Below are 18,253 nucleotides of genomic sequence, written 5' to 3'. Positions count from 1 at the left end.
GGGTCTACCTGCGGACCCGGCCCCGGCGCCAGCCGCCGTTGCCGACGCTCGCGGTGCCGATGCCGGCCTGGTGGAGCGCCAGGAGGCAGAGCCCGAGCGCGATGAGCGCGGTCAGCCCGATGCCGATGTCGGCGTTGAGCAGGTCGAGCAGGAAGGCGATCCCGAAGACGACCGCCGCGGCGATGGCCAGCATGTGACTTATCCCTTCAGCCGGTCGAACAGGTCGCGGTACTCGCGGAGCGCGAGCCGGAGCTGCTCGGTGTCGTTGGTGCCGGAGTTCTTCCACTGGTCGACCAGCGACTGGCGCGTGGCGGCCAGCGCCGAGACGGCCTCGTCGATCAGCGCGTCGGCCTTCTCGACCGACTCGCGCGGGTCGTCGACGAAGGCGGCCTTGATGTCGCGCCAGCGCTCGTCGAAGTCGATGTCGCCGACCGGGCTCGGCGTGGTGTCCTCGACGGTCGCCGCCTCGGCGTCGGACAGGTCGCCCGCGGTGTCGCGGTGGGCCTCGTCGACGGCGTCGGGCGAGGTGACGGAGGCGCTGCCGGCCACGCCCACGGGCGCGGTCTCGGCGTTGCGGTCATCGGAGAGGCGGTCGCCGGGGACGCGGTCGCCGGTGTCACGCGGGCCCGGGACCAGGTCGGAGGCGACCAGCTTGTCGTCGTTCCGGTGGTCGTCCGCGAGGACGTCGTCTCTGTCGGTCTCGGCCGTCTTGTCCCGGTCGTAAGGGTTGTACGTGGTCATCAGTGATCGGCCTCCTTGCGGGGAGAGTGGGCGTGCACGTCGTCGAGAAGCTCGTCGAAGAGGGCGCGGTAGTGGACCATGGCCTGGCGGAGATCCTCGGTGGTGGCCTCCTGCCGGGCGGCCCGGCCGCTGATCTGGTGGGCCTCGCGGTAGCGGTCGAGGGTCCCGGCGTGCCCGACCGACAGGACGTTCACCCGCTCCTCGAACTCGTCCGTCGGGTAGCCGCGGTCGGCCATGACGGCGGTGACCAGGGCGTCCGCCTCGGTGACGGCGAAACTCGGCGCGTCGACGAACCGCTCCTGCACCTCCCGCCACTTCTTCGCGTACGTGTCCCGGGCCTCGGCGTCGAGGGGACGGATGTCGAGATCGGCGTAGCGGGCCTCCCGGGCCAGCAACTCCTGCTCGGCGTCCCTGCGGCTGTCGGTCTCCTGGACGACGCGGTCGTATTCGGGGCCGAATCGGTCCTGCAGGTGGCGCCGCCGGCTCTGGCCCGCCACGACGTACCCGATGGCTCCCAGCGCCACGACGACGGCTACGACCACGACCACCCATGCGATGGCGCTCATGTCTGCCTCCGGCTGTCTGCTTTGTCTTCGACACTCCGGACTGCCCGTGAAATGAGGGCGTAACCCATGAATTGCCGGGTAGGCGGCGTCCTTATGGGATTTGGAGCCAGTTTGGCTTTCGTGGTGGTAGGGGCGGTGCTGGCGTTCGCGGTGAAATGGGAGGCGCCCGGCTTCGACCTCCAGGCCATCGGCTGGATCATGATGTGCGTCGGCGTGATCAGCGGTGTGGTGACCACACTGCTCGCCCGGCGGCGGCGCTCAACGGATCAGGTGGTCGAGGACGACCTGGTGAACACGGTCGACATGCGGGACGAGACCCTTTAGCCGAGCTTCTCCCGAGCCGACCTGAGAACCTGCGCGATGTGCGAGGCCGCTGACGCCTCGACCTCGTGGAACCCCCGCTCCGGGTCGTAGGCGATGTCGAGGCCGTTCTCGACCAGCCTCGTCGCCCACCGGAGAGCTGTGTTGATCTTCTCTTTCGGTACGGGCTTGCCCTGGGCGGCGGCCGAGAGATTCCGCAGGTTGGTGGCCGGGCCGGACTGGGAGTGGGGCCTGGCGAGCTTCCAGGGGATGGCGGCCGAGTGGTCGGTCATGGGCTTCGACAGGCCCGCCGAGCGCTTGGCCTGGAGGATGCCCGACTCGGTGACGCCGAAGTGGGCCGCCAGGTCGGCGTTGGACCAGCCCCTGGCGGAGAGCCTCGCCAGTTCCTCGTGATCGACCTGCGGGCGCCTTCCCATGATCGCCACACTACGCGTCGGTGCACGCGGGGCGCGAATCTGCGCTAAGGTTGTTCCGTGCCTGAGGGGCACGAAGCAGTGAACGGGACGTAGCGCAGCTTGGTAGCGCACTTGACTGGGGGTCAAGGGGTCGCAGGTTCAAATCCTGTCGTCCCGACCAGTTTTGTCTGGTCGCAAGGGGTTTCGGAGATTATCCGGAGCCCCTTTCCCGCTTCTTGAAGATCTCGCGTCGGTAGACGATCTCGGTCACCTGCGTACGTCCATGGCCGGCCAGGGCGCCGGTGTCCTCCAATCTAATTCGCCGACACCGCCGCGGTGGCGACGATGAGGTGTCTGGGCTTCATGTACTGATCGTCGGACCGCGGCCCTGTCCACCACGTGCGGGTGACTCGGGGTTCCGGTCACCCGAGGCGAGTGCTTGCTCGGACCAGGTCTCCAGCGCTTCCCGGGTGGCGGTCACGTGGGGGTCTCCGGCGCCCAGCACCCGCTTTTAGACCGGCAGCAGGGCGGCAAGCAGGTCCCTTGCGGCGACCGGATCGCCCGCCAGCCCGGTCCAGACGGCGAACGCGCGGCGGGTGCGCAACGTCCCGGGGTGCTCGGCGCCCTGGACGCGTTCCTGTGCGGCCAGCAGCAGGCCGAACTGGTCGCGGGCGCCGGCGTGGTCGCCCACCACCCCGGTCACGCGGGCCGTCTCGAACCAGGTCGTCAGTGTTTTGACATGGTCGGGGCCGAGGATCTGCCGCCGGTCCTCCAGCAGCCACGTGTACAGGTCGAGGGCCTGGGCGGCGTCGCCCGCGTTCTCGGTCCAGTGGGCCGGCTCGTGCCGGGCCGTGAGGGTCAGCGGGTCGTAGGGGCCGAGGATGCGCTCGCAGACGGCCACCAGCCCGTTCAACTGTTCCCTGGCGGCGACCGCGTCACCGGCCATGCCCGTCCACAGCGCCAGGCTGTGCCGGGATCTCAAGGTCTCGGGGTCATCCGCTCCGTGCCACGCTGCGGCGCACGATCTCGCGCCGGGCCACCACTGCGGCCGCGCCCTCCCGGTCGACGAGCCGTTTGTTGAGCTCCCACGTCCGGGAGGTGACCGGCAGCACCTTACGGGCGAGTGGCATGATCCGCCGATGGGCCGGCCACGACAGGGGCACCAGGGGGTCCTCCGGCAGCAGCGCCCCGATCCACGACACTGCCTCCTCGAAGGCCCGGAACCGACGTTCGGCGCCGACCTCGGCAGCCACGAAGAGCTGGATCTCCTCGTGTACGCCGATCAGCCCGTCGTGCAGGCTGATCAGCCGGTGCCCCGCCAGCAGCCGCAGCCCCGCGTCGATCTCCGGCGTGGCGGGCAGGAGCTCACGCGGCACCGTCTCGCGGCCGAGCAGCGCCAGCGTCTCGAAGAGCCGCCCGGCGAAGGGGTCGAGCCCTTCGATCCGGCCGACGACGAGCCGCAGCACCGTTTTCACCGGGTCGCCGTCATCGGGCACCGATTCCGGCTCGGGCAGGCCGTCCATGAGGGCGAGGGCCAGCGGGTTCCCGCCCAGCCGGTCGACGGGCAGCGGGCCCAGCGGCACGGCGGCCAGGCCGCCGGGGTCGAAGGCGGTGGTGATCACAACGCGTCCGCCGTGCAGTCCTTCGACGTGGTCCAGGACGTGCGCGACGTCCCACACGTCGTCGAAGACCAGCAGCCAGCCCGGGTGGGTCCGCAGCCACTCCAGCGCCCACGGGACGGCGATCTCCAGGGTCGGCGCGGCCAGCAGGGCGCGGCCCAGGTCGGCCAGGCCCTCCTCGATCCGCACGGCCCCCGCGCCGTCGATCCACCACACGAGACTGTGGTCGGCGCCGAACCGGTCGACGTACTGGAGCAGGAGCTCGGTCTTGCCCATCCCGCCGGGCCCCGCCACCACCTGGACCGGTGGGCCCGCGCGCAGTTCCGCCAAGGCCTCCTCCCGGCCCGTGAAGTGGGGGACGGGGTGGCGAGGCAGTTCCGGACGAAGATCATGAGTCTGCATCACCAGGCATTCTCCGATATCGGAGTGCTCCGTTCGACTCCCTCAGACCGTCCCGGACAGGGTGGGGGTCAAGGGTCGCAGGTTCCCGCCGGATCGGGCCTCTCCGGAGAGAGGCCCGCGGCGCGGGGGGGAGGGCACCGCGGGCCGGAAGTGCGGGCAGGTCAGTGGTCGAATGTGACCGGGAGCGCCGCCGGTCCGCGCACGATCAGATTGGGCTTGTAGGACACCGACTCACGCGGGATCGCCAGCGACCACGAGGAGAACCGCTCAAGGGTCCTGGTGAGCAGCGTTCGGGTGTTGCGGCGGGCGAGCTGGGAGCCCAGGCAGCGGTGGATGCCGTGCCCGAACGCCAGGTGCTTCTTGTCCTCCCGGAGGATGTGGAAGGTGTCGGGGTCGGGGTAGCGCGCCGGGTCGCGGTGGGCCGAACCGACGAGCAGGACCACGACGTCCTGGGCCGCGATCGGCGTCCCGGCGAGTTCCAGGCCCTCGGTGGCGAAGCGCCAGAACGACGACGCCTGCGGGCCGTCGTACCGGAGCACCACCTCGATCGCGGCGTCGGCCAGGGACGGGTCCTGCCGGAGCAGGGCGAGCTGGTCGGGGTGGTCGATCAGGGCCAGGAACAGGTCGCCCACCATGGCGATGGTCGACTCGTACCCGGCGACGACCAGGCCGGTGACCGTGGCCAGCAGCTCGTTCCCGGTCAGCAGGCCGGGGGCGCCGCTCGCCTCGATGAGCTCGGTCAGCAGGTCGTCGGCGGGTGCCCTGCGTTTCGCCGCGATCAGGTCGGCCGAGTAGCCGATCAGCCCGTCCAGCGCCTGCGGGATGAGGTGGCGCTGTCCCGGGTCCGCGGTGAAGATCGCGTCGCCCCACGCACGGAGCCGCACGCTGTCGGCCGGCGGCGTGCCCAGGACGGTGCAGATCATCCGCACCGACAGGGGCGCCGCGATGGCGTCGAGCACGTCGACCGGTTCCTTGGCCGGCACGGCGTCCAGCAGGCCGTCGACGATCCCGGCGATCGTCTCCTGCCACTGGGCGACCCGCCGCTCCGTGAAGGTGGCCGCCGCCAGCTTCCTGACCCGCGTGTGGTCGGGCGCGTCCAGGTTGAGCATCGTCCGGGCCCCGACGGTGTCCCCGCCGAACGCCAGGTGCGCGGCGTGGAAGTGGGCCGGTGCGTTGGAGTAGTCACTGCTCAGCCGGTTGTCGGCGAACGCCGCACGGACGTCCTCGAACCGGCTGACCAGCCACACGTCCACGTCGGTGAAGGGGATCGTGGTCCTCGCGACGGGGTCGTTCCGGCGAAGGTGGGCGTAGGTCGGATAGGGGTTCTGGAAGAACTCCGGAGTGAAAACCACGTTGCTCCATGTCTCGTCGGTGGGTCGGTCAGATCGCCAGGCGGGCGGACCCGGTCCTCGGCAGGTCGCCGAGCTGGCGCCGTACCTTCGCCCGGACGGCTTCGCTGCGCCTCATCGGGCCGAGGTCGTTCGACATGACGAGGACGACGTCCCGGTAATGGGGGTCGAAACCGTCGGTGCCGGGGCAGGCGCGCCACCCGTAGTGGGCGTAGAGCCGGTCCTGGCCGTCGACGGTGCCGGTCGTACAGAACATGAGGGAGGCTCCGATCGCCTCGCCGACGGCGGGGACGGAGGCGAGGAGGTGCCCGCCGAGGCCGCGGCCCCGGTGTTTGCGGGCGATCACGAGCCGTCCGGCCTCGGCGGTGTCGGCCGGGGCGGTGCCGAGAGAGGCCAGCAGCCCGTCGAAGGCCGGGCCGCCCAGGTGCTCCCTCGACTGGAACAGCGAGGATCGGGAACCGGGCGACACCCGGGCGCAGGCGACGACCCGGTCTTCACCTGCCGGGTGGACGGACAGGTGGAAGGAGCCGAGGTCGAGGGGCGAGGAGTCCTCGTACACCCCGTTCCGGCGGAAGTCCGGACGCCGGCCGTCCTCGTAGAAGACCTCGGCGCGCAACCTCCGCAGGTCCTCCAGCCACGGCGCCGGCGGCAGGTCCTCGGGGTGGAAGCGCACGAGCATCTCCAGCCGGCCCGTGGTGACCAGGGTGTTCATGCCGGGACCGGCTCCGGTTCCAGGTCGCCCTTGGCGAGCTGGGCGCACTCGGCCATGAAGGCGGCGTAGCTGGCGAGCGCGGCTCTGCCGGTCTCGACCATGGTGGTCAGCTCTTCCGGCCGCTCGTCGAGGATGCCGCCGAGCTGGCGCTGGTTGAAGGCGGTGTGACCGGCGTCGAGTTCGACGTGCTCGGCCAGGAAGCTGTAGCAGGAGGTGTTCGCGCCGAAGACCCGCTCGCAGGTGGTCATCAGGTCCGGGCCGATGGTGACGGACAGGCGCTCGATCTCGTACTCGATCGCGAGCTGCGCGAACGGCGTCGGGCCGGTGATGACCTGTTCGTGGAGGCGGGCGTAGAACCCGGCACTGGCCAGCGCCGGGGCCGCCAGCAGGCCCTCGCCGTCGACCGGCTCGCCGTAGGTGCGCAGCCACCAGTCGCTGATCGCGATGACGTCGTCGACCATCATGGTGTCGTGCCCGGCCTCGGCGCGCGAGTGCGCCTTGAGGGCCTTGGCGAGCTTGTCCATGCCGAGGTTCCCGCAGGCCTCGCCGGCGCCGGCGATCCAGCGCTCGACATCGTGGGTCATGTGGATGCCGTGCGCGCTCCAGCGCAGCATCCAGCGGGCGAAGAGGCGGTCGTCGACGTCGGGGGCGAAAAGCGGAAAGACGACGGGGTCGGTCCGGAACTGCTCGCGGCTTTCCTGGAGTGCCGCTTCGTATTCGTTCAGCTTGCTGCTCACGAGAATCTCCTCTGTGGGGAAACCGGTCCGCCAAGAAGTCAAGCGGGGGGCGCTTATCGGCCTCTTAGCCGGTCTTATGGGCTGCTTACGATGGAGACGGCAGGAAAGGGAACGGCGAGTTACGGCTCTAAATGACGGACCGAAACCGGTCGGGTTCGGCGGGAAACGCCTGCTGGGGCCGGCGGCGAAGGTACGTTTCGGTCACGTCGACAGGGCAGAAGCTTCGTTTCGGCCCGCCGGCCCGCTGCCGTCGGCAGTCGCGGGAACGAACGGGTCGTGGACGCCGGCCGCCCACGGCGTCACGACGGGATGCGATGCGGGCATGCGGACGGCGTTGGAATCCGCCGGTGGGAGGCGTCAGGACCAGACGCGGTCAGGCACCAGGCCGAGCGCCGCAGACAGCAGGTCCAGGAAATGGTCGACCGGGCCGATGCAGGCCACCGCCGAGCCCCCCGAGATGCGTCCCGAGTAGGGCAGCAGCTTCTCGCGTGTCACCCGGCAGGCCGCCTTGTCGCCGACGGCCGCCTGGGCGGCGCCTTGGAGGCAGGTCATGGTCAACCACGACCAGTCGGGTGGTGGGGTCGGCCAGCCTTGGGCGGCCAGGGCCGCCGCGTCGTCGGCTCGTCCCTGAGCGACGAACTGGAGGATCCGGGCGTCGTGGTCGACGGTGGGGTGGATGCCGGTGATCACGTCGATCAGCGGGCCCGCCTCGGCCATGGCGCCGCTCTGGTAGCGCAGCATGAGGCGGCCGTTGACGGCCACGGCGGCGCCGTACCACATGCCGATGCGGTGGCCCTGGCGTTCGGCCTCGGCGTAGAGGGTCTCGGCGTCGGTGTAGGCGCCCGCGAGGGTCAGCCGGTTGGCACGCCACATCGTGTGCTGGAATCTCGGCCACGGCAGTCGCAGGTGGTCGAGTATCACGTCGCAGCGCCGCGCCGCCCGGTCGGCGCCCTCGATGTCGCCGAGTTCCAGCAGGTAGTGCGTGTCCATCTGGTGGGAGAGCAGCTCGAACCGGGCCGACCCGGTCGCCGCCGCCAGAGACCGGATCTCGCGGGCGATGCCGAGAAGCTCCTCGACGCGGTCCGCCTGCGGCACCGACAGGGTGCGCGCGTTGAGGATCCGCAGCAGCAGCCGGGGGTCACCGATGCGGCGGGCCGTCGCGATGGCCTGCTCCGACAGGGCGACGCAGCGTTCGTCGCCGGTGCCGTAGAGCTCCTGGGCCAGCCCGCCGAGCAGCAGCGCCCGTTCGGCGCCCTCGCGCCGCGGCAGCGCCCGCAGGGTCGCCTCGAACTGCTCCACCAGCGAGCCTTCCACCGACTCGTACGGGTTGCGTAACGCCCACATGGCCGGTGCGTCGAGCGCGGTGAGCGCTCGCGCGACCAGCCCCGGCCCGGCGCCCGACCGGTTGGCCACCCGCACCGCCTGGGCCCGGACCCTCCGGGCGCTCATGGCGTCGCCCGCGTGGAGCAGGGCGCGGACCTGCCGGAGCAGCAGCTCGACGTGTTCGTCCAGCGCCCCGTCGCCGGCGCCGTGGGCGGTGACCGCATGCCCCCACCAGGAGGCCGCCTCCTCGTAGGCGTGCCGCAGCCCGGCCTGGTCGGCGGCGGCCCTGGCCCAGTGGGCGGTCTCGCGGTAGGCGGCCGGGCCGGCCTGCACGGCGTGGTGGGCGATGGTGGTGACGTCGGCGCCGGGCCGGACCGCCAGGGCGGTCATCACCGCGCGGTGGATCATCGCCTTGCGCAGCGGTGGCAGGTCGCCCAGCAGGGTCTCTCGGACCAGGTCGTGGACGAACGTCATCACACCGGTCCCGCTGATCAACAGCCCCGCCTCGGCAGCCCGGTCGAGCCGGCCGTAGGTCTCGGCGGCGTCCTCGGCGCCGACCTCGGCGACCAGCGCCGGGTCGAAGTTACGGCCGACCACGGCCGCCGTCCGTAGCACGTCGGCGGTCCGGGCGCCGAGCCCGGCCAGGCGCTGCCGGATCAGGTCGGCGACGGCGTCGGGCACCCCGTCGAGCCCTTCGCCCCGCGCGATCAGCCGCACGCTCTCGCACACGAAGAAGGGGTTGCCGCCGCTGCGCACGGCCAGCCGCTCGACCTGCGCGTCGGGCACGGTGACACCCATCTCGCTGGCCAGCGCACCCACCTGCGCGGTGGTCAGTCCGGTCAGCCGGACCCGCACCAGGTCGTAGCGGGCGAGTTGGTGCAGCACCTCGTCGACCGACAGCCGGAACGGGTCGGCGGCGACGTCACGGAACGCGCTGACCAGGGTGAGCGACACGTGCCCGGCCCGCCCGCCGGACCACACCGCGACATCTCTGAGCAGTTCGAGGGTGGCCGAATCAGCCCAGTGGAGGTCGTCGAGGACGATCACCAGGGGCCGCCGCCCGGCCGCGTCCATGAGCCATCGGGCGATGTGCATGTTGCGGTGCCGCGGCGTCCCCTCGGGCGGCGGCCGGTCGTCGAGCAGCCCGGCCAGTTCCCCGGGCGGCGGCACCGTCACCGCCAGCTCCCGCAGCACCTGCAGCCAGGGCCACAGGGGCGGAACACCCCCGCCCTCGTGGCACCGCCCCCACAGCACCAGGTGCCCGAGTTGGGCGCACTCGTCGCGGAACGCCCGCAGCAGCCGCGTCTTGCCGATGCCCGGCTCCCCGCTGACGGCGGCGGCCACGACCCCGTTCCGATCGGCCTGAAGGGGCAACGACACCAGCGTCGCCAGCTGCCGCTCGCGTCCGATCAGATGCGTGCGCGCGACCCGGGGCGGTCGCCGGGGGACCGGCACCGCGACGGACTCCGGAGACGGCGGGGCGAGTGTCTCGGCCTGGCGGAGGATGTCCTGCTCCAGCGCCCGTAACTCCGGCCCCGGGTCGAGCCCGAGCTGGGTGTCCAGCAGCCGGCGAGCCCGGCGCAGCGCGGCCAGCGCGTCGGCCTGCCGTCCAGTGCGGTAGAGGGCCAGCGCCAGCAGCCACCACAACCGCTCGCGCAGCGGATGGTCGCCGATCTCGGCATCGAGCTCGGGGATCAGCGACTGCGGCCGGCCCAGGTCGAGCAGCGCCTGGGCACGCCGTTCGATCGCCGTCAGCCGCACCTCCTGCAGCCGGTTCACCTCGGCGATCGCCCACACCTCTTCGGCGAACTCGCCGTAGGGCCGGCCTCGCCACATCGACAGTGCCTCGTCGAGCGACTCCAGCGCCTCGGCGGCCGGGAGCTGCGCCGACTCGGCCACGAGCCGGGCGAACCGCAGCGCGTCGACGTTGGAGGTCGCCAGCATGTAGCCCGGCCGCCGGGCGACGAGCAGCCGAGGCGGCGTACGCGGGGCCCGCCGGGGCTCGATCGCCCGCCGCAGGTTCGACACCTGCACGTGGATCGACGCCAGCGCGTTGACCGGCGGCGCGCCGGAGTAGAGGTCGTCGATCAGGGTGTCGGTCGAGACGACGGTGCCCGCGGCGGCCACCAGGCGGGCCAGCACCGTCCGCCGCCGGGGGCCGCCGATGTCGACCGGCTCGTCGGCGTGACGCACCTCGAACGGCCCGAGGACGCCGAACTCGACGTGGCTCTCACCGAATCGCACCTCGCCTCCTGACGCGAGAGGAATGGATGACCGGCCTTCATAATCGGCCAGCCGCCCGCCGCCGCTCATCACTCGTGCGACTGATTGACAAAGCAGTCCTGATCGGACCCCGTGCGCCGATTCGCCCGCTGTTTGAACGGCCGATGGAATTGCCGTTTCGGCTGAGTTAATAATGGCGTGCGTGCCCGATTTCGGTCGACCGCCACGATCCCGGGCGCCTGGCGGCCCCATCGGCGGCGATCACGCCGCGCCGCGGCTGAGGTCGTCGCCGAGCTCGGACGCGCTCCGCGCGTCTTCCAGCAGGGTGAACGCTGGGAACGCCCGCCGCAGCCGTTAGGGTCACGCTGGAACGGAGGAAAGCGGGGGGCGGTATGGCGTGGGAATCCCGGGCGGTCGCCGTGGCCCTGGGCGTCGTTTCTCCCCTGCTGGTCGCCGTGGCGATGGTGATCACGGCGGGGCTTCCGGAGGAATGGCGGCCGGTGACGGTCACGCCGCTGACCGCGGCGGGGGTGACCTTTCCCGCGATCGGCGCGTTCCTGATCGTCCGGCGGCCCCGGCTCAGGCTCGCGTGGCTGATGATCGTGGGCGGGCTCGGCGGCGCACTCTACGACTTGAGCCATGCGACGGCGCTGGCGCTGGCGGCGGGCGGTGATCTGGCGACGGCGGGCCTGCTGAGGCTTCCGGCCCAAGTGGGCTGGACGGCGTCCACACTCGCTCTGGAGATACTCCTGCCGCTCTACTCTCCCGACGGCAGGCTGCCTTCTCGGCGCTGGCGGGCCGTGGTGTGGCTGGGGGTGTTGTCGGTCAACGTCGAGAACGTGCGCGTGTTCGTCCGGCCGGACCCGCCCCTGGAGGACTACCACCTTCCCGCCGTGGTCCCCAACCCGTTCCAGATTCCCGCGATGGGGCCTTACGACGGGCTGCTGTCGACGGTGTCCTGGACGGGGATATTCGTGGCCATCCCGCTGGCGGCGCTGTCGCTGCTGCTGCGGTTCCGCCGGGCCGATTCGGAGGGCCGGCGGCAGATCGGCTGGCCGCTGTTCGCCTTCGGCGTGTACATCGTGTTCATGCTCCTGTCCGTGGTCGTGCCGGAGCTGTACTGGGTGTCGGTCGTGTGGGCGATGCTGATCCCCGTCGCCCTGGTGTTCTCGGTGCTGCGCCACCGGTTGTACGGCATCGACACCATCGTCAGCCGGACCTTCGTCGCGGCCGGCCTGCTGGCCGTGGTCGGCGCGGTCTACTTCGGGGTGGCCGCGGTGTCGACCCTGCTGGTGTCGGGCGTCGGGGAGACGGCCGGGCTCGCCGCCGCCGTGTTGACGGGGGCGTTCTTCCAGCCGCTGCGGCGGGTGCTGCAACGGGCGATCGACCGCCTGCTCTACGGACCCGTCGGCGATCCGGGCGTGCTCGCCGAACGGGTGATCCAGGAGGTGAGCCGGGCCGACCCGGCGCAGGCGCTGGCCTCGGTGGTCGGCGTGCTGCGCGAGGGGCTCGCCGTCCAAGGGGTGACGGCGGAGGTGACCGGTGGGGAGCCCGGCCGTCGGGTCAGTGTGGCGACCGTGACCGTCGGGCGGGTCGGCGACACGCCGCGCGAGGTGCCGCTGATCTGGCATCGCGAACAGGTGGGGCGGCTGCTGGTGGGGCCGCCCGCCCCGCGTCGTTTCCCGGCCGCACATGACGAACGGGTGCTCGCCACCCTGGTTCCGTACGCGGCCGACGTGGCGCACGCCGTGCGGATGGCGGCCGACCTGCAGCGCTCCCGGGAACGCATCCTGGCCACCCAGGAGGAGGAACGGCGGCGGCTGCGCCGCGACCTGCACGACGGCCTGGGCCAGACGCTCAGCGGGATGGCCATGGCCATCACCGTCGCCCGTCACAACCTGAAGAGCTCCCCGGAGGCGACGGACGCGCTGCTCCGCGACCTGCGGTCCGGCATGGACACCGTCGCCGGCGACATCCGCCAGCTCGTCCACGGGCTGCGCCCGCCTGCCCTGGACGACCTCGGCCTGGTCGCCGCCCTGGTGGCGCTCGCCGGGCCGGACGGCGCCGGAGGCGCGGCCGTGGAGGTGACGGCCGAGGGCGACGTGACCGACCTGCCCGCCGCCGTCGAGGTGGCCGTCTACCGGATCACGCAGGAGGCGCTGACCAACGTCCGCCGGCACGCGCGGGCCACCCGCGTCCGGGTGGAACTGCGCCGCGAGCCCGGGACGCTGCGCCTGGTCATCGCCGACGACGGCGCGGGGCTCCCGCCGGACCGGCGTCCGGGCGTCGGCCTGATCTCCATGCGGGAGCGGGCGGCGGAACTGGGCGGGTTCTGCGGCATCACCGGCAAGCCGGGGGAGGGCACCACCGTCGTGGTCGAGTTGCCGCTTGCCGCGACCGGGCTCACGTAGCGGTCGGCCGGACAGCGCTGAGGGCGAGCACGTACGTGCTCGCCCTCAGCCGGGCCGCCCCGCGTGTCAGACCGCTCGGGAGCCGATCCGCAGCGGTTGGAGGCCGGTGTTGTCGCTGCCGGTCACTTGCCGGGCAGGACCTGGATGGTCTTCGAAGTCGTGACCGGCGCGAGCGAGTTGTCGTCGGTGTAGGCGCGCATCGAGTCGTTCGTCACCGTCACGGTCACCGAGCCGGGGTTCAGCGCCGTGAGCGTCCGGGTCCGCGGGTCGAGGATCGCGACCCTGCCCTTGCGGACGGCCGTGTCGACGGCGTCCGCACCGCTGCCGATCGCCAGGTTGGACGAGCCGCTCCAGTCGACTGACATCGGGTACCGCAGCGGCACCACACGGGTGCCCGTCGACACGCCCGCCGGCTGCACGATGCTGCCCGCGAGCTGCGCCGTCCCGCCCACCTCAAGCGAGTCGGGGGTGGTGAGCGTGATGGACTGCGCGAAGGCGCGCACCTCGGCCTCAAGCCACTGTTTGTCCGCGTCCCGCCGCGAGTCGACGGACCAGTTGACCCACCCGGTGAAACCGCCTCGGTCCGGTGTGCCGTACGGGTCCTTGCCCGACGACGGCAGCACCATGTACGGCACGCCTTCGAGGCGGTGGACGTCGGCGATCTGGGCGTGGGATCCGACCATCGCGGTGCCCTTGCCCGTGGAGTCGCGGAAGTCGGTGAGCATGTTCTCGATGAGCGCGACCTCGTCGCGGTCGCCGAGCCGACTGGAATCGGTCTCGGCGGGGTCGTCCACCGGGTGGTGGGCGAACACCAGGACGTTGTGCACCGACGGGTCCTTCTCGGCGTCCTGGAGCGCCTTCTGCAGCATCGGGAGCTGGACCGACGCGCCGCCGACCGAGACCGTGAGGATCGTGCCCTCGGCGGTGAGCGGGGTGATCTTCAGCTTGCCGTCCACGGGCTGGATGCCGACGACGTCGTGGTCATAGTCGAGCGCGAGGTCCCGCGGGTCGATCCGGGTCGAGGACGGTGACCTTCGCGGGCTGCGCCACCGCGGGACCCACCCGCGCGTCGACGGTGATCCGGCCGTTCGGCTCGGCCGGCGCCACGAGTGTCCCGCCCTCGACGGACGCTCCGCGAGCGGACCACAACACGGACTCGGGGTCGACGCTCACCGGCGTCTGGTGATCGTCGACGCCCTCCGCGACGAGCGTGCGGCGCAGTCCCGGGAAGACCCTCAGGTCGCCGTCGGCCGACGCCGCACCCGGCGCGGGCTTGATGAGGAGCCGGTGCAGTTTGCCGTCGCCCTTCGCGACGAACACCCCCACGCCGTTCGGGTTGTTGCGCTCGCGGCCGTCGGACGGGACGTTGCGGACGGTCGCGTCGTCGTGGCCGAGCGCGCGGGCGACCATCGTGCTGGAGCGCGGTTGCGGCTGTAGTCGCCCCACGCGGAGGTGAACGCGATCAGGCCGTCCGCGGGGACCCCGCCGCCGTTCGCGGCGTTGACGGACAGGACCGTGTGGTCCGCGCCCGCGAAGTTCGCGGTCGCGTCGACCATGAGGTTCACGAGCCGGGCGATGCCGTCGCCGCCGACGCCGACATGCTGGCGGCCGCCGATGTCGGCGGTCTTGATGAGCCGACCGTTCTGGACCTCGCCGCCGAGCGCCGCGTTGGAGTTGCCGATGTCGAAGAACTCGCCGTTGACGCCCGCGACGGCGCCGGCCCTGTTGGCGGCCACGCTGAGCGGGCCGCCGGACGCGACCGGTCCGGCGGTCAGCAGGTCGGTGCTGACCGCCTTGTTGGACAGGTCCACGGTGAGGAAGCGGGCGTCGTACCAGCCCTTCTGGTCGAGCGCCTTCACGTGTTGTAAGTCGATTCCCGGGCCGATCTTCTCGGCCGTGTTGATCAAGGGGATTCCGCCGGTGACCGGCGCGGGTTGACCGCCGTCCGCGTACCCGGCGGCAGGTGCGGCCGCCAGCGTGGTCGCCGCGGCGAGCGCCACCAGCAGTGGCTTCGTGCGTGGATGGCGCAGGACCATCGTTTTCATTGGTACCTCGGGTCACGTGATGACCGCGCGGCACATGAGGGTTCCCGGACGTGAAAGGGCGCCCCGCGGCCTGCGGGGCGCCCTTCTCGGCTGGTTACCGGAACGCCCACGTGAAGACGTGCAGGGTTCCGTCGTCGGACGGGCCGAACGTGATGCTCTTCAGCTTCTTCGCCGGGTTCAGCGTGATCGGCCGGGCGGCGAACACGTGCGCCGGGATGGGCTGCATGGCCCACGAGCCGCCGTACAGCCGGTAGGGGCTGGAGGCGATGATCTCGTTGCCGTACCGGGGTGAGCCGCCGCCGAAGTCGAGCAGCCAGTCGCTCATGCCGAGGCGGGCGGTGGTCGTGGTGCCGTCGGTGTAGGTGATCGTCGTGTCCACCTCGGGGTAGCCGCCGGTGCCGGCGCCGAGGAAGGCGATCTCGGTGGCGCCGGTGGGGGCCGTGACGTCCAGTGGTTTGACGCCGGGCTGGATGTCGTCCCACTCGCCGGGACCGCGGTTCGGCCAGGTGAACGTGAAGCCGTTCCAGCCGACCGTCGCGCCGGGGGTGAGGCCGGCCGCGCCGAGCGCCTGGGCGGAGTAGCTGAAGTTCGCGCCGTCCACGTTGGCGCTGCCGGGTTTGGTGTCGTCGCCGATGCTGGCGTTGTTGTGGTGCCAGGCGGGGGTGCCCGGTTTGGCGACGTTCAGCCGGATGCCGGCACCGACCTGGCCGGAGCCGATGATCGGGATGCTGATCATGCCGAGCGGGGTGCCGGCGGGCACGGTCACCGTGATCCGCCGTGAGGCGGCGGCGCCCGCGGCCGGGGTGAGCGTGCCGCTGGCCGGGGTGACCGAGACGCCCGGCGGGGGCTTGGCCTCCCAGCGCACCGACGCGGCGGACCCGCTGGTCGAGCGGGCGGTGATCGTGGTCTCGAACGTCCTGCCGGGCTCGACCGGGCCGCTGCCCGGGTTCAGGCCCAGCAGCACCGGCTTGGCGCCCTCGTTGAAGCTGGGGGGCGCGTCGGCGGGGGCCGAGCCGAACGTGGTGTTCGGGACGGCCGAGGTGGTGAAGTCGAGTCTGCCGCCGCGCTGCGCGATCGTCTCCGGCAACCACGCCTTCGTGGTGGCCACGCCGTTGACCTTCAGGGTCCTGACGTACCGGTTGGCGGAGCCCGGCGCGTTGACGACCAGGTCGCCGGCCGGGCGTTTGATCGTGATCGTGTCGAACAGCGGCGTGTTGACCAGCAACTCGGCGCGGCCGGGGATCGCCGGGAACAGGCCGATGGCGGACCAGACGTACCAGGAGCCCATCGCGCCGAGGTCGTCGTTGCCGACCAGGCCGTCCGGGGCCGAGGAGAAGAGCTCCTTCTGGATGCGCCGGACCAGGTCCTGGGTCTTGTACGGCCGGCCGGCCCACGCGTACAACCACGGCGTGGCGGCGGACGGTTCGTTGCCGAGGTAGGCGTACGGCTGGTTCGGGCCCGCGTTGAGGACCTTGAAGAAGTCGTCCAGGCGGGCGGCCGCCGCCGCGTCGCCGCCCATCGAGTCGAACAGGCCGCGCACGTTGTGCGGCACCAGCCAGTGGTACTGCGCGCCGTTGCCCTCGATGTAGGAGTTCATCGTGGCCGGGTCGAACGGCGACCGGAACGCGCCGTCGGCCATCTTCGGCTGGATCCAGGTGTTGGCCGGGTTGTAGGTGCTCTGCCAGGCCTGGGCGCGCTTCATGAACTCGCCCGCCAGCGCGGTGTCGCCCAGGCGGGCGGCCAGCTGGGCGATGCCGAAGTCGGCGATGCCGTACTCCAGGGTGGTCGACACGTCCATCGGGACGTGGCCCTTGGCCATGAAGTCGGCGTTGCCGGGGCGCTGGTCATAGCCGAGCTGCGGGTGGCCGATGTCCTTGGGCCCGACCCGGCGGGCGGACTCGGCCATCGCCTTCAGGGCCGCGGGGGCGTCGAAGGCACGGGCGCCGAATGCGTACACGCTGGACAGGATCGAGTGGAACGGGTCGCCGACCATGACGCCGGTGATGGCGTTCTGGTGTGACCAGCGGTCCCAGACGTTGCCGACCGACTGGGCGTTGTCGTACATGGACTGGGCGATGTCACTGGCGACGTCCGGGGCGAGCAGGGCGAGAAGCTGGACCTCGCTGCGGTAGACGTCCCAGCCGGAGAACGTCGCGTAGTGGTGCCTTCCCGGCGCGACCTTGTAGGTCTGGCCGTTCATGCCGGTGTAGGTGCCGTCCACGTCCTCGAAGACGTACGGCTGGAGCAGCGCGTGGTAGAGGTTGCTGTAGAAGGTGCGCCGCTGCTCGTCGGTGCCGCCGCCGATCCGCACCTGCCCCAGCCTGGCGTTCCAGGCGGCCCGCGCCTTCGCGGCGACCTGGTTCACGCCGTCCTGGCCGATCTCGGCCGCCAGGTTGTTCTTCGCGCCGGCCAGGCTCACGTAGGACAGGCCCACCCGCATCTGGACCGGCGTGGCGGGATCGAACTCCAGGTACGCGCCCGAGCCGGGCCCGTTCACCGAGATGTCGCCGGGGGTGACCACCTCGGCGTTGGCGACCTTGGCCTCCGAGGCGTTCCGCACGGCCGCGCCTCCCGGCGTGACGGTGCCGTCCTTCCAGGTGCCGTAGCCGAGTATCGGCTGGTCGAACGTGGCGTGGAAGTACACCTTGTACCGCATCGGCGGGCCGCAGAAGCCGCCCGTCTGCACCCAGCCGGTGACGGTGTCGCCGCTGATCCTGGTCTCACCGTCGTCCACGCCGTTGACCGAACCGCTGGTGTTCAGCAGGAGCGTGCCCGGCTTGCCGGCCGGGAAGCTGAAGCGGGCCACCCCGCCGCGTGTGCTCGCCGACAACTCGGTCTTGACGCCGGTGTCGAGGACCGAGCTGTAGAAGCCGGGGGCGGCCTTCTCGTTCTCGTGCCTGAACGTCTGGACGTAGTCGGCGCCGTGGGTCGCGGGCGACCGGCCGATCCGGCCGGAGATCGGGATCACGGGGAAGTCCTGCGCGCCGGTGCACCCGGGGCCGGAGATGTGTGTCATCGAGAAACCGCGCAGGCGGTTGTCCTCCCACGCGTAGCCGCCCCCGGCGTTCTCCATCGTGTCGGGGCTCCACTGCATCATGCCGAACGGCACGACCGCGCCGGGGAAGTTCATTCCCGCGCCGCCGCCGTGCCCGAAGTCGGCGGCGCCCGCCTTGGTGCCGAGGAACGGGTTGACCAGTGCGGCCACGTCGCTGACCGGCGTGGGCACGGTGTCGGCCACCGCGCCCGCCGGCAACGCCATCGCCGCCAGAAGGGCGGCGATCGTCGGTGCTGACCATTTGGACAAAGTGCCCTCCATCGTTCAGGTGATCACGACGAGAAAACGGGGACGTGAGATGACGAGTCAATTGGCAGAAGTGGCGGCAACAAGTTGCCAATAGGCGTCTCCGCT

General features: G+C 71.6%; 16 protein-coding genes and 1 tRNA gene. 3 read left to right on the top strand and 14 right to left on the bottom strand.

Annotated elements, in window-relative coordinates; translation table 11 throughout:
• Window positions 1-4 precede the first annotated feature (4 nt).
• From AW273_RS29485 to AW273_RS29475, 3 genes are read right to left on the bottom strand one after another with little or no spacing between them, the layout of a single operon-like run.
• Window positions 5-193 carry a hypothetical protein gene (locus AW273_RS29485; RefSeq protein ID WP_062355132.1) on the bottom strand — a complete coding sequence of 63 codons (189 nt, stop codon included), beginning with the start codon at window positions 191-193 and terminating at the stop codon, window positions 5-7.
• 5 nt (window positions 194-198) lie between these two features.
• Window positions 199-741: a hypothetical protein gene (locus AW273_RS29480; protein ID WP_062355129.1), complete on the bottom strand. Its 543-nt coding sequence runs from the start codon at window positions 739-741 to the stop codon at window positions 199-201.
• On the bottom strand, window positions 741-1,307 hold the full coding sequence (locus AW273_RS29475; RefSeq protein ID WP_062355127.1) for a hypothetical protein: 567 nt from the start codon (window positions 1,305-1,307) through the stop codon (window positions 741-743). The genes AW273_RS29480 and AW273_RS29475 overlap by 1 nt, the downstream gene beginning before the upstream one ends.
• Before the next feature lie 66 nt (window positions 1,308-1,373).
• On the opposite strand from AW273_RS29475, the gene AW273_RS29470 reads away from it, so the two are divergent.
• The gene (locus tag AW273_RS29470) at window positions 1,374-1,631 is read left to right on the top strand and encodes a DUF6458 family protein (RefSeq protein ID WP_369409250.1); all 258 of its coding nucleotides are present in this window, start codon (window positions 1,374-1,376) and stop codon (window positions 1,629-1,631) included.
• On the opposite strand, the gene AW273_RS29465 is transcribed toward AW273_RS29470, so the two are convergent.
• Window positions 1,628-2,044 (bottom strand): hypothetical protein, encoded by a 417-nt coding sequence (locus AW273_RS29465; RefSeq protein ID WP_062355326.1) that lies wholly within the window; start codon window positions 2,042-2,044, stop codon window positions 1,628-1,630. The genes AW273_RS29470 and AW273_RS29465 overlap by 4 nt on opposite strands.
• A gap of 83 nt (window positions 2,045-2,127) precedes the next feature.
• Between AW273_RS29465 and AW273_RS29460 the strand changes: the two genes are divergently transcribed.
• Window positions 2,128-2,204: transfer RNA gene (locus AW273_RS29460), tRNA-Pro, on the top strand.
• 330 nt (window positions 2,205-2,534) lie between these two features.
• On the opposite strand, the gene AW273_RS29455 is transcribed toward AW273_RS29460, so the two are convergent.
• The 6 genes from AW273_RS29455 to AW273_RS29430 form a co-directional block, all read right to left on the bottom strand.
• On the bottom strand, window positions 2,535-3,005 hold the full coding sequence (locus tag AW273_RS29455; protein WP_157556292.1) for a tetratricopeptide repeat protein: 471 nt from the start codon (window positions 3,003-3,005) through the stop codon (window positions 2,535-2,537).
• Window positions 3,006-3,015: 10 nt separating this feature from the next.
• Window positions 3,016-4,044, bottom strand: a complete 1,029-nt coding sequence (locus AW273_RS29450; RefSeq protein ID WP_157556290.1) for a tetratricopeptide repeat-containing protein — start codon at window positions 4,042-4,044, stop codon at window positions 3,016-3,018.
• 161 nt (window positions 4,045-4,205) lie between these two features.
• A complete protein-coding gene (locus AW273_RS29445) occupies window positions 4,206-5,396 on the bottom strand; it encodes a cytochrome P450 family protein (RefSeq protein ID WP_062355116.1) in 1,191 nt (396 codons plus the stop codon).
• 28 nt (window positions 5,397-5,424) lie between these two features.
• On the bottom strand, window positions 5,425-6,105 hold the full coding sequence (locus tag AW273_RS29440; RefSeq protein WP_062355113.1) for a GNAT family N-acyltransferase: 681 nt from the start codon (window positions 6,103-6,105) through the stop codon (window positions 5,425-5,427).
• Window positions 6,102-6,842, bottom strand: a complete 741-nt coding sequence (locus AW273_RS29435; RefSeq protein WP_062355110.1) for an iron-containing redox enzyme family protein — start codon at window positions 6,840-6,842, stop codon at window positions 6,102-6,104. The genes AW273_RS29440 and AW273_RS29435 overlap by 4 nt, the downstream gene beginning before the upstream one ends.
• A gap of 357 nt (window positions 6,843-7,199) precedes the next feature.
• Window positions 7,200-10,409: an ATP-binding protein gene (locus AW273_RS29430; protein WP_062355107.1), complete on the bottom strand. Its 3,210-nt coding sequence runs from the start codon at window positions 10,407-10,409 to the stop codon at window positions 7,200-7,202.
• 371 nt (window positions 10,410-10,780) lie between these two features.
• Between AW273_RS29430 and AW273_RS29425 the strand changes: the two genes are divergently transcribed.
• Window positions 10,781-12,799, top strand: coding sequence for a sensor histidine kinase (locus AW273_RS29425; RefSeq protein ID WP_062355104.1), 2,019 nt, complete (start codon window positions 10,781-10,783; stop codon window positions 12,797-12,799).
• 122 nt (window positions 12,800-12,921) lie between these two features.
• Here the strand turns inward: AW273_RS29425 and AW273_RS29420 are convergent, their stop codons facing one another.
• From AW273_RS29420 to AW273_RS29405, 4 genes are all read right to left on the bottom strand, one after another.
• Entirely contained in the window at window positions 12,922-13,755 is an 834-nt protein-coding gene (locus AW273_RS29420; protein ID WP_062355102.1) for a hypothetical protein, read from the bottom strand.
• Window positions 13,756-13,780: 25 nt separating this feature from the next.
• Window positions 13,781-14,119, bottom strand: coding sequence for a hypothetical protein (locus AW273_RS29415; RefSeq protein ID WP_062355099.1), 339 nt, complete (start codon window positions 14,117-14,119; stop codon window positions 13,781-13,783).
• Window positions 14,035-14,844, bottom strand: coding sequence for a hypothetical protein (locus AW273_RS29410; protein WP_157556288.1), 810 nt, complete (start codon window positions 14,842-14,844; stop codon window positions 14,035-14,037). Before AW273_RS29410 ends, AW273_RS29415 begins: the two co-directional genes overlap by 85 nt.
• Before the next feature lie 94 nt (window positions 14,845-14,938).
• Window positions 14,939-18,148 carry a GH92 family glycosyl hydrolase gene (locus AW273_RS29405; RefSeq protein WP_232327660.1) on the bottom strand — a complete coding sequence of 1,070 codons (3,210 nt, stop codon included), beginning with the start codon at window positions 18,146-18,148 and terminating at the stop codon, window positions 14,939-14,941.
• Window positions 18,149-18,253: the final 105 nt, after the last annotated feature.

It is taken from the genome of Herbidospora yilanensis, assembly GCF_001570565.1.
GTDB lineage: Bacteria > Actinomycetota > Actinomycetes > Streptosporangiales > Streptosporangiaceae > Herbidospora > Herbidospora yilanensis.
This window is presented reverse-complemented; position numbering and strand designations above follow the sequence as displayed.